We start from the raw sequence: 13,024 nt of genomic DNA on the forward strand, positions 1-13,024 counted from the left end.
GACGCCGTGCCAGCGCGCCACAGCCCGGCCACGTGCGGCGTTGCCGCGAGGATGAAGAACGCAGGAACGCAGGAAGGAAACTGCCGCCGTGGATTGCGGGTCAAGCCGCTAGGACGGCAAAACCGGCGGCCGCGGATGCAGCCGCGCCATCGACAGGCTGTCCACGTACTGCCCATTCTTCAACGCGTAACCGCGGTGGCGCCCCTCTTCGACGAAGCCCAGCGAGCGATACAGCGCAATCGCGCGCTCGTTGTCCGCGTGCACGCTCAGCTCGATGCGCAACACACCCGCCCATTGGTCTGCCCAGACCAGCAGGCGCTCCAGCAGCTGGCGGCCGGCGCCGCGCCCTTGCCATTCGGGGGCGAGCGCGATGGCCAGCAGCCGCACATGACTGCGCCGCAAACTCGCCTGCACCGGGTGCAGCGCGGCCATGCCGACGACTGCGCCGTCGGCAACGGCCACGAGCCGGCAACCGGTGGGCTCCGGGCGCTGCAGGAATTCGATGCGCGAGGCGATGGGCACATCGGGCAATTGCAGGGTGCCTTCCACCACGCCGACGGTTCCCAGCAGGGCGGAAATGCCGGCCGCGTCCGACGGCTCGGCGCTGCGAATCTCCAATCCGTCGCTCATTGGCTGATCTCCCGGCCCGCGCGGACCTGATCGTCGAAGTAGCTCTGGAAGCTGATGGCGATGCCGCTCAGCAGGGCCGTCGCCCCCACCATCAGCGAGATCACGACCACCGCGATCGTGCCCCAATGCGTGCCGCCGGCCACGTGCTCGGGGTCCACGCCGGGGTTGAATCTCGTGTTCCATTCGGCCCGCGTCTTCAGCCCGAAAACGATCGCCATCAGGCAGCAGCCCGCGATCGTGAAGCCAAGCACGGGGATCAGCACCCAGCTCAGGCCGTCGTTCTGCCCGAGGAATCCCATGCGCAGGACGCCGTAGGCCCCCACCAGCGTGGGGACCGGCAGGAGCCAGGCGAGCGCGTCACCAGACCCGAAGAGGTAGAAGCGGTGCAGGCCGAACGGCCCGCCCAGGAAGGCCAGCCAGGCCGCGGTCGTCTTGCTTTTCATGCGCCTTCCGGCGGGGGCGCGCTGTCGCCCGCCCCCAACGCCTTTTCCATCAGCACGATGTCGAGCCAGCGGCCGAACTTCCAGCCGCAGGACTTGAACTGCCCGGCCGGCGTGAAGCCCAGCGAACGGTGCACGCCGATCGAGCCGGCATTGCCCGAGTCACCGATGACGGCGATCAGCTTGCGGATGCCCACGGACTCGGCCTCGGCCGCCAGCGCGGCCAGCAACTGCTTGCCGACGCCCTTGCCGGCGGCGTCGGGGTGCAGGTAGATCGAATCCTCCGCCGAAAAGCGGTAGGCCGGCCGCGGCTTGAACCACTGGCAATAGGCGAAGCCCAGCACCTGGCCGCCTTCCTCGGCCACCAGGTAGGGCAGCCCTTTGCCCAGCACGTCGGCGCGGCGGGTTGCCATGTCGGCTTCGCTGGGCGGCGTGGTCTCGAAGGTGCCCGTGCCGTACAGCACGTGATGGGCGTAGATCGCGGTGATGGCCGGCAGGTCGGCGGCGGTGCTGGAGCGGATCGTGGCCATGGTCGTAGTCAAATGCGCAAGGACGCTATAATCGTGGGCTTTTCGGCGTGTTGCTGGCCGGGTGGCCAAGCGCGTGTCTCAACGCTGGAAGAATTCCGGGGCGTTCCTTGCGGGAACGGCCCACACCACCCGAAGGATAAATCATGGTCGTCATTCGACTCTCCCGCGGCGGCTCCAAGGCCCGTCCGTTCTACAACATCGTCGTCGCGGACAAGCGCGTGCGGCGCGACGGCCGCTTCATCGAGCGCCTGGGCTTCTACAACCCCATCGCCAAGGAAGGCGAGGAAAAGCTGCGCATGGCGCAGGACCGCCTGACCTACTGGCGCGGCGTCGGCGCGCAGGCGTCCCCCACGGTGGAGCGCCTGCTGAAGGACGCGGCCGCCCTGGCGCCCGCCGCCGCGACCGCCGCGGCCTGATCCTTCCATGGCGGCGCCCGGCCGTCCGGCGGCAGCAGCAGTCAAGCTGCCGCAAGAGATTGAATCCGCGGAACTTCCCGCGGACGCGATCGAAATCGGGCGCATCGCCGATGCCTGGGGCATCAAGGGCTGGTTCAAGGTCCTGCCCCACAGCGCCGACCCGCAGGCGCTGTTTTCTTCCAAACGCTGGTTCCTGCTGCCGACGGAAAGAGGTCTTGCGACCTTTTCCGGGGCGGTGCTGCTGCGCGTGCGCGAGGCCAAGGAACATTCCGACTCCGTGGTGGCCCGCGCCGACGGCATCGAAGACCGCGCGGCGGCCGAAATGCTCAAGGGTGCGCGCGTCTTCGTGCCGCGTTCCAGCTTCCCCACCGCCTCCATCGACGAGTATTACTGGGTCGACCTGCTCGGCCTCGACGTCGTCAATCGCGAGGGCCTGATGCTCGGGCGCGTCAAGGACCTGATGGCGACCGGCCCGAACAGCGTGCTGGTGCTGGAGCAGGAAGAGGGCGCCGAGCCGGTGGAACGCATGATCCCGTTCGTGGCCGCCTACGTCGACACGGTCGACCTGCAGGCGCGCCGCATCACGGTCGACTGGCAGCCTGACTACTGAGCGCGCCCATGCGCTTCGACGTCATCACCCTGTTTCCCGAGCTGTTCGCGCCCTTCCTGGCGGCCGGCGTCACGCGGCTTGCCTTCGAATCGAAACTGGTCGACGTGCGCCTGTGGAATCTGCGCGATTTCGCCGAAGGCAACTACCGGCGCATCGATGACCGCCCGTTCGGCGGCGGCCCCGGCATGGTGATGCTGGCCGAACCGCTGGCGGTCTGCCTGGAAGCCGTCCAGGGCGAGCGGGCCGACGCTGCCCCCGTGGTGCTGTTCTCGCCGGTCGGCGACAAGCTGGACCACGCCGGCGTGGCGCAATGGTCGGCGAGCGCGGGGGCCATCCTTGTCTGCGGCCGCTACGAGGGCATCGACCAGCGCTTCATCGACCGCCACGTCGACGTGCAGCTGAGCCTGGGCGATTTCGTGCTGTCCGGTGGTGAAATTCCCGCGATGGCACTGCTGGACGCCGTTGCCCGGCTCCAGCCCGGCGTGCTCAACGACGCCGGCAGCCACCAGGAAGACAGCTTCAACCCGGCGCTCGACGGCTTGCTGGATTGCCCTCACTACACCCGGCCCGAAGTCTGGCGCGGCGTTTCCGCCCCGGCCCAGCTGCTCTCCGGGCATCACGCCCAGATCGAGCGCTGGCGCCGCGAGCGCCGGCTCGAGATCACGGCGCGGCGACGCCCGGAGCTGATCGCGGCCGCCCGCGCGGCCGGCCGGCTGGCGCCCGCCGACGAGGCTTTCCTGGCCAAGCTATAATCACGGGCTTTCCGATCCTCTGCCCGGCCGTCCAAGCCGCCGGCCACCGATGCATGCGTCGGGTGGCCACCCAGCGAAGCAGGACCATTTCCAGCGTAGCGCGGGCACGATCGACGAGGAAACCATGAACCTGATCCAGACCCTCGAGCAAGAGGAAATCGCCCGCCTGGGCAAGAAGATCCCCGAATTCGCCCCCGGCGACACGGTGATCGTCAGCGTGAACGTCGTCGAAGGCACCCGCAAGCGTGTGCAGGCCTACGAAGGCGTGGTCATCGCCAAGCGCAACCGCGGCCTGAACAGCGGCTTCACCGTGCGCAAGATCTCCAGCGGCGAAGGCGTGGAGCGCACGTTCCAGACCTACAGCCCGCTGATCGCCGGCATCGAAGTCAAGCGCCGCGGCGACGTCCGCCGCGCCAAGCTGTACTACCTGCGCGAGCGCAGCGGCAAGTCGGCCCGCATCAAGGAAAAGCTGGCCCACAGCCAGAAGCCGCAGAAGGCCGCGAAGGCTGCCGAGGCCGCCCAGTAAAGCGCCCTGCGCTTCACGCGAAAGCCGCCGCCGGCCTTGTGCCTCGCGGCGGTTTTTTGTTTTGAAGGCCAGCATGCCCCCCATCGACCCAACGCCCCAGACGCCGCTGTCCAAGCTGCCCAATTTCGATCCGCGCGTCGTGCCGGTGATCGGGGTGGACGGCCATCTGCCGCCCGTGGCCGGCGAGCAGCTGGCGCCGGGTGCGCTGCGGCAGCGGTTCGCGCTGCCGCCGGCGTGGGAGCCGGAAATCTGGGCGGAACGCAAGTTCATGGAGCGTGAACCCGCGCATGCCTCCGTGCTGGTGCCCATCGTCATGCGCGAGCGTCCGATGGTCATCCTGACCGAGCGGAGCACGCACCTGTCCACCCACTCGGGACAGGTCGCCTTCCCTGGCGGCAAGCGTGACGACACCGATGTGGACGAGGCCGACACGGCGCTGCGGGAAGCCCACGAGGAGATCGGGCTGGAGCGCGGCATGACCGAAGTCCTCGGCCAGATGCCGGTCTACACCACCGGCACCAGCTTCTTCGTGACGCCGGTCGTCGCCCTGGTCGACCCGGGCTACCGCCTGAAGATCAACGAATACGAGGTCGCCGACGCCTTCGAGGTGCCGCTCGACTTCCTGATGAACCCGGCGCACCACCGGCGCCACGCCTTCGAGTACGCCGGTTCCCGGCGGGAATGGTTCTCCATGCCTTACATGGACGGCAGCAACGAACGCTTCATCTGGGGCGCGACGGCCGCCATGCTGCGCAACTTCTACCGGTTCCTGGCGGCCTGATCCCCTGTTCGAGGGATGAGCACACGGGTGCGGACGGGGCCTCTGCCCCTATCATCCCCCCATGTCCTTCTTCGCGATCCTGTTCGCGCTGCTGATCGAACAGGTGCGGCCCCTCGGCCCGCACAACACGATCCATTCGAGCCTGCGGACCTGGGCGCGCTGGGTCAGCCGCAACTTCGACGCCGGCGCGCCGCAGCACGGCTGGGTGGTCTGGGCGCTGACGGTGCTGGCGCCCTCGGTGGGCGTGCTCGCGGTCTATTGGGCCCTGTTGCTGCTCCTCGGCTGGCCGTTCGCCGTGCTCTGGAACGTGCTGGTGCTGTACCTGACGCTCGGGTTCCGCCAATTCAGCCACCACTTCACTGCCATCCGCGATGCGCTGGACACCGGCGACGAGGGCCGCGCGCGCGAACTGCTGGCCCAGTGGCAGCAGGTGGATGCCAGCGAACTGCCGCGCAGCGAAATCGTGCGCCACGTCATCGAGTATTCGGTGCTGGCCGCGCACCGCCACGTGTTCGGCGTGCTGGCCTGGTTCTCCATCCTGGCGGCGCTGGGCCTGGGGCCGGCCGGCGCGGTGTTCTACCGCATGTCCGAATTCGTGGCGCGCTACTGGAAGCATCGCAACAACACCGCCGCCCAACCGGCCAGCGAGGCGCTGCAACGGGCGGCGGCGGGCGCATGGAGCGTGGTCGACTGGTTGCCCGCCCGCATCACGGCCATCGCTTTCGCCGTGGTCGGCAGCTTCGAGGAAGCCATCGACTGCTGGCGCACGCACGCCCAGCGATTCCCCAACGACAACGACGGCGTGATCCTGGCCGCGACCTCCGGGGCCGTGAACGTGCGGCTGGGCGGCGAGGCCTTGAAGCCGGCTTTCGTACCGGACACGTCGCAGACCTTCCGCACCGCCGGACTGGGGCCGGAACCGCCGGTGGACACGGCGAGCACGCCCGGCCGCGAGGCGGAAGTGGCGCACCTGCGCAGCGTGGTCGGCTTGGTGTGGCGCTCGGTCGTGCTGTGGATGGTGCTGCTGGCGCTGCTCACGCTGGCGCGGCTGCTGGGCTAGCGCGCAGGGCCTTCAGGCGGAAGCGCGCGCACGTGCGAGCTGGGACTGGGTCCAGCGCACGATGTCCGCCGCGCCCATCGCGCCGGCCTGCCGCGCGACCTCCTGCCCGCCGATGAAAAGCGCCAGCGTCGGGATGCTGCGGATGTTCAGCCGCGCGCCAATGCCCTGGGCTTCATCGGTGTTGAGCTTTGCCACGCGGACGCGCGGCTCCAGCTGCGCCGCGGCCTGCTCGTAGGCCGGCGCCATCTGGCGGCAGGGGCCGCACCACGGCGCCCAGAAATCGACGAGCAGGGGCAGCTGGCTGCGCGCCAGCTGGCGTTCGAACCCGGCCGCATCGAGGTTCACCGGCGTGCCCGTGAACAGCTGGCCATGGCAGCTGCCGCAATCGGGCGATTTGGCCAGGTCACCCGCCTGGACCCGATTGGTCGTGTTGCAGTGCGGGCAGACGACGTGCAGCGGTTCGGTCATCCCGCGAAACTGAGGGCGAAAACGCCTGGGTCAAGAGCGGCGCGAACTCAATATCTGGGAGGAGCGGACAGTTCCTCGAACAGCGTCTGGTAGATCCGGTAACGGTTGGGCTGGATGGCTTGCGGGCCTTCGTCGCGCACCGCATCCAGGACGCCGCAGCCGGGCTCGTGCAAGTGCGTGCAATTGTGGAATTTGCAGTGGTCCGCGTGTTTGCGCAGATCCGGCATCAGCCCGGCCAGCTGCATCCGGTCGATGTGCTGCAAGCCAAATTCCTGGAAGCCGGGCGAATCGATCAAGGCGGTGCTGCGTTCTTCATCCACCCAGTACCAGGTGGTGGCCGTCGTTGTGTGCTTGCCCGAGTTCAGCGCCTGCGAGATCTCGCCGGTCAGCGCGCGCGCCTCCGGCACCAGCAGGTTGATGAGCGTGCTCTTGCCCGCGCCCGAAGGGCCGAGCACCAGCGTCGTCTTGCCGCGCAAGTGCGTCATGAGATGGTCGTGGTCGACCTCGCCGGACAGGCGCAGCGACAACGGCAGCACGCCGTAACCCATGGCATGGTAGGGCAGCAGGCGTTGCCAAGCCCTTTCGAACGGCTCCACCAGGTCGCTCTTGTTCAGCGCGATCAGCGGGCTGATGCCGGCGGCCTCGGCGGCGATCAGCGCGCGGGCCAGTTGCGACTCGGAGAACTCCGGTTCGGCCGCGATCAGCACCAGTACCTGGTCGAGATTCGCCGCGAACGACTTGGTGCGGATCTCGTCCTGCCGGTAGAAAAGGTTGCGGCGCTCTTCGACGCGTTCGACCACGCCCTCGTCCCCGGAGACGCGCCAAGTCACGCGGTCGCCCACGACCGTCTCGTTGCGCTTGCCGCGCGCATGGCAGCGCTGCCGCTTGCCATCCGCCGTTTCCACCAGGCAGTGGCGCCCGTGGCTGGCCACCACCAGGCCGGGGAGGCTGCCGGCGTCAGCCAACGAGGGCGTCCGCGCGGGCGGCGGCGGTGAAGTCGTTGTCCGACAGGCCCTGCACGTCGTGGGTGCTGAAGCGAACCACGCACCGGTTGTAGTGCACGGACAAATCGGGGTGGTGGTCCATGCCGTGGGCGATGAAGGCCAGCGCGTTCACGAAGGCCATGGTCTTGTAGTAATTGTCGAAGCGGAAGGTTTTCTCGATGGCAACGTCCGCGCCGTCGCCGGTCAACTGCCAGCCGGTCAGCGCGCTCAGGCGCTGGACGATCTCGGTGGGCTTCAAGGCGCGCACTGTCACGCCGGCACTCCCGGGCTGAGCCGTGCCAACCGTTCAGACGCCGGCGGATGCGAATAGTAGAACTTGACGAAGACCGGGTCGGGCGTGAGCGTGGACGCGTTGTCTTCATACAGCTTCAGCAGCGCGGTTCCCAGGTCCTGGCCATTGGTCTGGCTCGCCGCGAACGCATCGGCCTCGAACTCGTGGCGACGCGAGAGCTGCGCCATCAGCGGCGAGATGAAGAAGCTGAAGACCGGCACCGCCAGCAGGAAGAGCATCAAGGCCAGCGCGTCGTTCGGCCCCGTCATGTTCGGCCGCACGCCCAGCCCTGTGTAGAACCAGGGTTGCGCCGCCAGCCAGCCGAGCAGCGCGAAGCCCGCGAAGCTGAAAGCGAAGAGCACGGCGATCATCTTGACCAGGTGGCGATGCTTGAAGTGTCCCAGTTCGTGGGCCAGCACGGCGTCGACCTCGTCCGCGGAGAGCTTCTTCAGCAGGGTGTCGAAGAACACCACGCGCTTGGCCGCGCCGAAGCCGGTGAAGTAGGCGTTGGCATGCGCGCTGCGCTTGCTGCCGTCCATGACGAACAGCCCCTTGGCGCGGAAGCCGCAGCGCTGCATCAGCGCCGTGATCCGGGACTTGAGCGTTTCATCTTCGAGCGGCTCGAACTTGTTGAACATCGGCGCGATGACCATGGGGTAGACCACCATGGCCAGCAGGTTCACGCCCATCCAGAAGGCCCAGGCCCACACCCACCAATTGGCGCCGGCCGCGCCCATGAGCCAGAGGATGGTCGCCGCGATCGGCAGGCCGATGGCGATGCCGATGGCGGTGGACTTTGCGAAATCGCTGAGCCACAGCTTCCAGGTCATCTTGTTGAAACCGAAGCGTTCCTCGATCACGAAGGTCTGGTACAGCGAGAAGGGCAGGCCCAGCAGCCCGCCGATGGCGATGAAAGCGCCCAGCAGCGCGAGCTGCTGCACCATGCCCGGACCCAGCCATGCCATCAACGCCTGATTGAGCGCGTCGAGACCGCCCAGCAGTGTCCAGCCGAGCAGCACGGCGGTGCTGAATGCAGTCTCCAGCAAGCCGAAGCGGCCCTTGGCCACGGTGTAGTCGGCGGCTTTCTGGTGCGCGGCGAGGGAGATCTTTTCGGCGAAAGCCGGGGGCACAGCCGCGCGATGCGAAGCCACGTGCCGCACCTGGCGCGTGGCCAGCCAGAATTTCACCACCAGGCTCGCCAGCAGGAATACGGCGAACGCGAAGGTCAGCAGAGAGGAAGCGGACATTCCTCCGATGTTAGGCCATCAGCGACAATTCCCAGATGGAAGAACCGATTGTTCAAGCAACCGCGGCCGTGCTGGCCCGCAATGACCAGAACCTGGTGTGGATCGACTGCGAGATGACGGGCCTGGAACCGGAGCGCGACCGGCTCATCGAGATCGCCGTGATCGTCACCGGCCCCAATCTGGAGCCCCGCATCGAGGGCCCGGTGCTGGCCATCCACCAGAGCGACGCCCAACTGGCCCTGATGGACGCCTGGAACACGGGCACCCACGGCAAGAGCGGGCTCACCGACAAGGTGCGGGCGTCCACGATCACCGAAGCCCAGGCCGAAGAGCAGATCCTGGAGTTCATGGCCAAGTACGTTCCGAAGCAGGCCAGCCCGATGTGCGGCAACAGCATCGGCCAGGACCGCCGCTTCCTGGTCAAGTACATGCCGAAGCTGGAAAGCTACTTCCACTACCGCAACCTCGACGTGAGCACGCTCAAGGAGTTGGCCAAGCGCTGGCGCCCCGAAGTGCATGCGAATTTCAAGAAGCGGCAGCTGCACACCGCGCTGGCCGACGTGCACGAGTCCATCGACGAGCTCGTGCATTACCGCGAGCACTTCCTGAGGCTCGCCTGACAGCCGGTGGGCAGGGTTTACCCAAACATGCCATAATCGTGGGCTTGCTGCGGAACTGACCGCAGCTTTTTCGCGCATCGCCTTCTCGCACTGGCCCACAGATATCGGGCCGCGGGCCAAGGATTCGAAAGAGTCCGGCCTGTCCTGTCGTTGGAATGGTTGATGTTCAACAACCATTCGAATGACGGCGTTCCCGCCCTGGGCGCGCCGCGTGGACCTACTCATGACTGAAGAAATCACCCTCCCGACGGCGGAGACGACCAACGGCTTCGCCGCGCTCGGCCTCGACCCCCAACTGCTGGCCGCCGTGGCCGACCTGGGCTACACGCAACCCATGCCCGTGCAGACGCAGTGCATCAGCCTGGCCATGGCCCAGGCCGAGAGCGCCGGCCAGGCCGCCTTCAACGACCTGATGGTCTCCAGCCAGACGGGCAGCGGCAAGACCGCGGCCTTCCTGCTGCCGGTGCTGCACACGCTGCTGAAGCAGCAAGCCGAAGCCGAGGCCGCCGAAGAACAAGCCTATGCCGACGCCGTGGCCCGCGGTGAAGCGCCCGCCAAGCGCGCCCGCCGCAACCCGGTCAACACGCGCCACTTCAAGCCCGCCGAACCCGGCGCGCTGGTGCTGTGCCCCACGCGCGAACTCGCGCAGCAGGTGGCGCACGACGCCATCGGCCTGGTGCAGCATTGCAAGGGCCTGCGCATCGCCAACGTGGTGGGCGGCATGCCGTACCAGATGCAGCTCGCGCGCCTGCAGAACGCCGACCTCGTCGTCGCGACGCCGGGCCGCCTCCTGGACCTGCAACGCTCGGGCCAGATCAAGCTGGACAAGGTGCAGTTCCTCGTCGTGGACGAAGCCGACCGCATGCTGGACCTCGGCTTCGCCGACGACCTGGCCGAGGTGCACAACCTCACGGCGCAACGCCGCCAGACCATGATGTTCAGCGCCACCTTCGCGCCGCGCGTCCAGCAGCTCGCTGGCCGCGTGATGCGCAAGCCGCGCCACATCCAGGTCGATTCGCCGCAAGAGAAGCACGCCAACATCAAGCAGGTGCTGTTCTGGGCCGACAACCCCCAGCACAAGCGCATGCTGCTCGACCACTGGCTGCGTGACGCCGGCATCGACCAGGCGATCGTGTTCGCCAGCACCCAGATCGAGTGCGACGGCCTCGCCACCGACCTGCAGCAGAGCGGCTTCGCGGCCGTGGCGCTGCACGGCGCGCTGCCGCAGGCGCTGCGCAATCGCCGCCTGATGGCGCTGCGCCAGGGCCAGGTGCAGATCCTGGTGGCCACCGACGTCGCCGCCCGCGGCATCGACGTGCCCACGATCACGCACGTGTTCAACTTCGGCCTGCCGATGAAGAGCGAGGACTACACGCACCGCATCGGCCGCACCGGCCGTGCTGGCCGCGACGGCCTGGCCGTCACGTTCGCCGAGTTCCGCGACCGCCGCAAGATCGGCGACATCGAGGCGTACAGCAAGCAGCGCTTCAACGCCGAAGTGATCCCCGGCCTGGAGCCGAAGCAGCGGCCCGCGCCGCCGGCCCGCACCGGCTTCGCCGGCAAGCCGCGCCACGGTGGCGGCGGCCGCCCGGGCGACCGTGGTGGCTTCGGTGGCGACCGCGGCGGTTTCGGCGGCGAGCGCAATGCCGGTTTCGGCGAGCGCAGCCCCGGCTACGGCAAGCACACCGGCTTCGGTTCGAAGTCGCGTGATGGCGGCGCTCGGCGCCCGCGTCCGGCGAACTGACACGCAAGCACTAGCTGGGGTTCGGCTTCGCGCTCACCCCAGCCTACGAAAAGCCGCCTTCGGGCGGTTTTTGTGCGTCTGGGACGTAGGCTGGCGGTGAGCCCGCAGGCGAACCCCAGCTTGCGATCCTCAATCCATGAATTGCAACGCCGCCAGCCGCGCATAGACGCCGCCCGCGGCCATCAGCTCGTCGTGGCGTCCCTGTTCGACGATGCGGCCATGGTCCAGCACCACGATGCGATCCGCCTGCTGCACCGTCGCCAGCCGGTGCGCGATCACCAGCGTGGTCCGCCCGCGCATCGCGGACTCCAGCGCCGCCTGCACCATCCGCTCGCTTTCGGCGTCCAGGGCGCTGGTCGCTTCGTCCAGCAGCAACAGGGGCGGGTTCTTCAGCATGGCTCGCGCGATGGCAATGCGCTGGCGCTGGCCGCCCGAGAGCCGCACGCCGCGTTCGCCGAGGAAGGTGTCATAGCCTTCGGGCAACGCGCGCAGGAAATCGTCGGCGAAGGCGCCGCGCGCGGCGGCCATCACTTCGTCATCGCTGGCACCGGGCCGGCCATAGCGGATGTTGTCCATCGCCGAGGCCGAGAAGATCACCGCTTCCTGCGGCACCAGCCCGATGCGCCCACGCAGGTCACCCAGGGCCCAGGTGTTCGTGGGCACTCCATCGAGGGTGATGCCGCCCGCGCCGGGATCGTAGAAGCGCAAGAGCAGCTGGAACACCGTCGTCTTGCCGGCGCCGCTGGGTCCCACGAGAGCCACCGTTTCGCCCGCCTGGATCGCCAGGTCGAACTCGGCCAGCGCAGGCGTCGCCGGACGCGACGGGTAGTGGAAGCGCACGCCGGAGAACACCACGGTGCTTCCTTCGCCCACCGGCGGTGCCACGACGGGCTGCGCGGGCGAAGTCACGGGCGAGCGCGCGGCGAGCAGTTCCATCAGCCGTTCCGTCGCGCCGGCGGCGCGCAGCAGGTCGCCGTAGACCTCGCCCAGCACGGCCACCGCGCCGGCGAAGATCGCCACATACAGGGCGGCCTGCCCGAGTTCCCCTGCGGTCATGCGACCGCCCAGCACCGCCTGCGTGCCCTGGTACAGCCCCCACAGCATCAGCCCCGCGTTGGCGATGATGACGAAAGCCACCAGGGCGGCCCGGGCGCGCGTGCGCCGGATGCCGGTCTGGAAAGCGTTCTCGGTCGCGTTGTCGAAGCGCGCCGCCTCGCGCCCTTCGGCGGCGTAGCTTTGCACCACGGGAATCGCATTCAGCACCTCCGCGGCGATCGCGCTCGAGTCCGCCACCCGGTCCTGGCTGGCGCGTGAGAGGCGCCGCACGCGCCGGCCGAACCACATCGCAGGCAGCACCACCAGCAGGACCACCAGCAGGACCTGCGTCATCACGTACGGGTGCGTGAACACCAGCATGCCCAGGGCCCCCAGGCCCATCACGAGGTTGCGCAGGCCGAGCGAGAAAGACGAACCGACCACGGTCTGCACCAGCGTCGTGTCGGTGGTCAGGCGGGAGAGCACTTCGCCGGTCTGCGTGGTCTCGAAGAATTCCGGGCTCTGTTGCAGCACGTGCGCATAGACCGCATTGCGCAGGTCCGCCGTCACGCGTTCGCCCAGCCAGCTGACCATGTAGAAGCGCGCGGCACTGAACAGGCCCAGCGCGACGGCGACGCCGAACAGGGCCAGGAAGTACTCGCGCACCGCCAGCAGCCGTTCTCCCGGCTGCGCGCCCAGCCCACCGTCGACCAGGCCGCGCACGGCGATGGGGAAGGCCAGCGTTGCCACCGCGGCGAGCAGCAGGAACAGGCAGGCGGCGGCGATGCGCCCGCGATAGGGCACGAGAAAGGGCAGCAGGCCCGAGATGGACTTGGGCGATGGCGGCGGGGCAGGCATGCGACGCAGTGTAGTCACGCTGTTCGCGAGAA

Annotated in this window: 16 protein-coding genes; 8 read left to right on the top strand and 8 right to left on the bottom strand. The window is 68.3% G+C overall.

Going from position 1 to position 13,024, the window contains the following annotated elements:
- Window positions 1–108 precede the first annotated feature (108 nt).
- The 3 genes from FN976_RS02555 to FN976_RS02565 are packed head-to-tail and all read right to left on the bottom strand — an operon-like array spanning window position 109 to window position 1,600.
- A complete protein-coding gene (locus FN976_RS02555; RefSeq protein ID WP_145890644.1) occupies window positions 109–630 on the bottom strand; it encodes a GNAT family N-acetyltransferase in 522 nt (173 codons plus the stop codon).
- Entirely contained in the window at window positions 627–1,073 is a 447-nt protein-coding gene (locus FN976_RS02560; protein ID WP_145890645.1) for an NINE protein, read from the bottom strand. The genes FN976_RS02555 and FN976_RS02560 overlap by 4 nt, the downstream gene beginning before the upstream one ends.
- Window positions 1,070–1,600: a GNAT family N-acetyltransferase gene (locus tag FN976_RS02565; RefSeq protein ID WP_145890646.1), complete on the bottom strand. Its 531-nt coding sequence runs from the start codon at window positions 1,598–1,600 to the stop codon at window positions 1,070–1,072. Before FN976_RS02565 ends, FN976_RS02560 begins: the two co-directional genes overlap by 4 nt.
- Before the next feature lie 143 nt (window positions 1,601–1,743).
- Here FN976_RS02565 and rpsP point away from each other — a divergent pair, with 143 nt between their 5' ends.
- The 6 genes from rpsP to FN976_RS02595 all read left to right on the top strand — a co-directional run bounded on the left by rpsP (window position 1,744) and on the right by FN976_RS02595 (window position 5,745).
- Complete coding sequence (gene rpsP / locus FN976_RS02570; protein ID WP_145890647.1) at window positions 1,744–2,016, top strand: 30S ribosomal protein S16; 273 nt, start codon at window positions 1,744–1,746, stop codon at window positions 2,014–2,016.
- A 7-nt stretch (window positions 2,017–2,023) separates the two neighbouring features.
- A complete protein-coding gene (rimM, locus tag FN976_RS02575) occupies window positions 2,024–2,626 on the top strand; it encodes a ribosome maturation factor RimM (protein WP_145890648.1) in 603 nt (200 codons plus the stop codon).
- Window positions 2,627–2,634: 8 nt separating this feature from the next.
- Window positions 2,635–3,378 carry a tRNA (guanosine(37)-N1)-methyltransferase TrmD gene (gene trmD, locus FN976_RS02580; RefSeq protein WP_145890649.1) on the top strand — a complete coding sequence of 248 codons (744 nt, stop codon included), beginning with the start codon at window positions 2,635–2,637 and terminating at the stop codon, window positions 3,376–3,378.
- A gap of 124 nt (window positions 3,379–3,502) precedes the next feature.
- Window positions 3,503–3,904: a 50S ribosomal protein L19 gene (gene rplS / locus FN976_RS02585; RefSeq protein ID WP_145890650.1), complete on the top strand. Its 402-nt coding sequence runs from the start codon at window positions 3,503–3,505 to the stop codon at window positions 3,902–3,904.
- 73 nt (window positions 3,905–3,977) lie between these two features.
- Window positions 3,978–4,685 carry a CoA pyrophosphatase gene (locus tag FN976_RS02590; protein WP_145890651.1) on the top strand — a complete coding sequence of 236 codons (708 nt, stop codon included), beginning with the start codon at window positions 3,978–3,980 and terminating at the stop codon, window positions 4,683–4,685.
- Window positions 4,686–4,746: 61 nt separating this feature from the next.
- Window positions 4,747–5,745 carry a CobD/CbiB family protein gene (locus FN976_RS02595; RefSeq protein ID WP_145890652.1) on the top strand — a complete coding sequence of 333 codons (999 nt, stop codon included), beginning with the start codon at window positions 4,747–4,749 and terminating at the stop codon, window positions 5,743–5,745.
- A 12-nt stretch (window positions 5,746–5,757) separates the two neighbouring features.
- On the opposite strand, the gene trxC is transcribed toward FN976_RS02595, so the two are convergent.
- Genes trxC through FN976_RS02615 form a run of 4 tightly spaced genes read right to left on the bottom strand, consistent with a single transcriptional unit; the run spans window position 5,758 to window position 8,735 of the window.
- Window positions 5,758–6,213: a thioredoxin TrxC gene (trxC, locus tag FN976_RS02600; protein WP_145890653.1), complete on the bottom strand. Its 456-nt coding sequence runs from the start codon at window positions 6,211–6,213 to the stop codon at window positions 5,758–5,760.
- Between the two features lie 47 nt (window positions 6,214–6,260).
- Window positions 6,261–7,178 carry a ribosome small subunit-dependent GTPase A gene (gene rsgA / locus FN976_RS02605; protein ID WP_145890655.1) on the bottom strand — a complete coding sequence of 306 codons (918 nt, stop codon included), beginning with the start codon at window positions 7,176–7,178 and terminating at the stop codon, window positions 6,261–6,263.
- Window positions 7,171–7,470, bottom strand: coding sequence for a 4a-hydroxytetrahydrobiopterin dehydratase (locus tag FN976_RS02610; protein ID WP_145890657.1), 300 nt, complete (start codon window positions 7,468–7,470; stop codon window positions 7,171–7,173). The genes rsgA and FN976_RS02610 overlap by 8 nt, the downstream gene beginning before the upstream one ends.
- Window positions 7,467–8,735 carry a M48 family metallopeptidase gene (locus FN976_RS02615; protein ID WP_145890659.1) on the bottom strand — a complete coding sequence of 423 codons (1,269 nt, stop codon included), beginning with the start codon at window positions 8,733–8,735 and terminating at the stop codon, window positions 7,467–7,469. Before FN976_RS02615 ends, FN976_RS02610 begins: the two co-directional genes overlap by 4 nt.
- A 35-nt stretch (window positions 8,736–8,770) precedes the next feature.
- On the opposite strand from FN976_RS02615, the gene orn reads away from it, so the two are divergent.
- On the top strand, window positions 8,771–9,355 hold the full coding sequence (gene orn / locus FN976_RS02620) for an oligoribonuclease (RefSeq protein WP_145890661.1): 585 nt from the start codon (window positions 8,771–8,773) through the stop codon (window positions 9,353–9,355).
- A gap of 223 nt (window positions 9,356–9,578) precedes the next feature.
- On the top strand, window positions 9,579–11,099 hold the full coding sequence (locus FN976_RS02625) for a DEAD/DEAH box helicase (protein ID WP_255440054.1): 1,521 nt from the start codon (window positions 9,579–9,581) through the stop codon (window positions 11,097–11,099).
- A 129-nt stretch (window positions 11,100–11,228) separates the two neighbouring features.
- Here the strand turns inward: FN976_RS02625 and FN976_RS02630 are convergent, their stop codons facing one another.
- Window positions 11,229–12,992 carry an ABC transporter transmembrane domain-containing protein gene (locus FN976_RS02630; protein ID WP_145890665.1) on the bottom strand — a complete coding sequence of 588 codons (1,764 nt, stop codon included), beginning with the start codon at window positions 12,990–12,992 and terminating at the stop codon, window positions 11,229–11,231.
- Between the last annotated feature and the right edge of the window lie 32 nt (window positions 12,993–13,024).

It is taken from the genome of Caenimonas sedimenti, assembly GCF_007833165.1.
In the GTDB taxonomy this organism is placed as follows: Bacteria; Pseudomonadota; Gammaproteobacteria; order Burkholderiales; family Burkholderiaceae_C; genus Ramlibacter; species Ramlibacter sedimenti.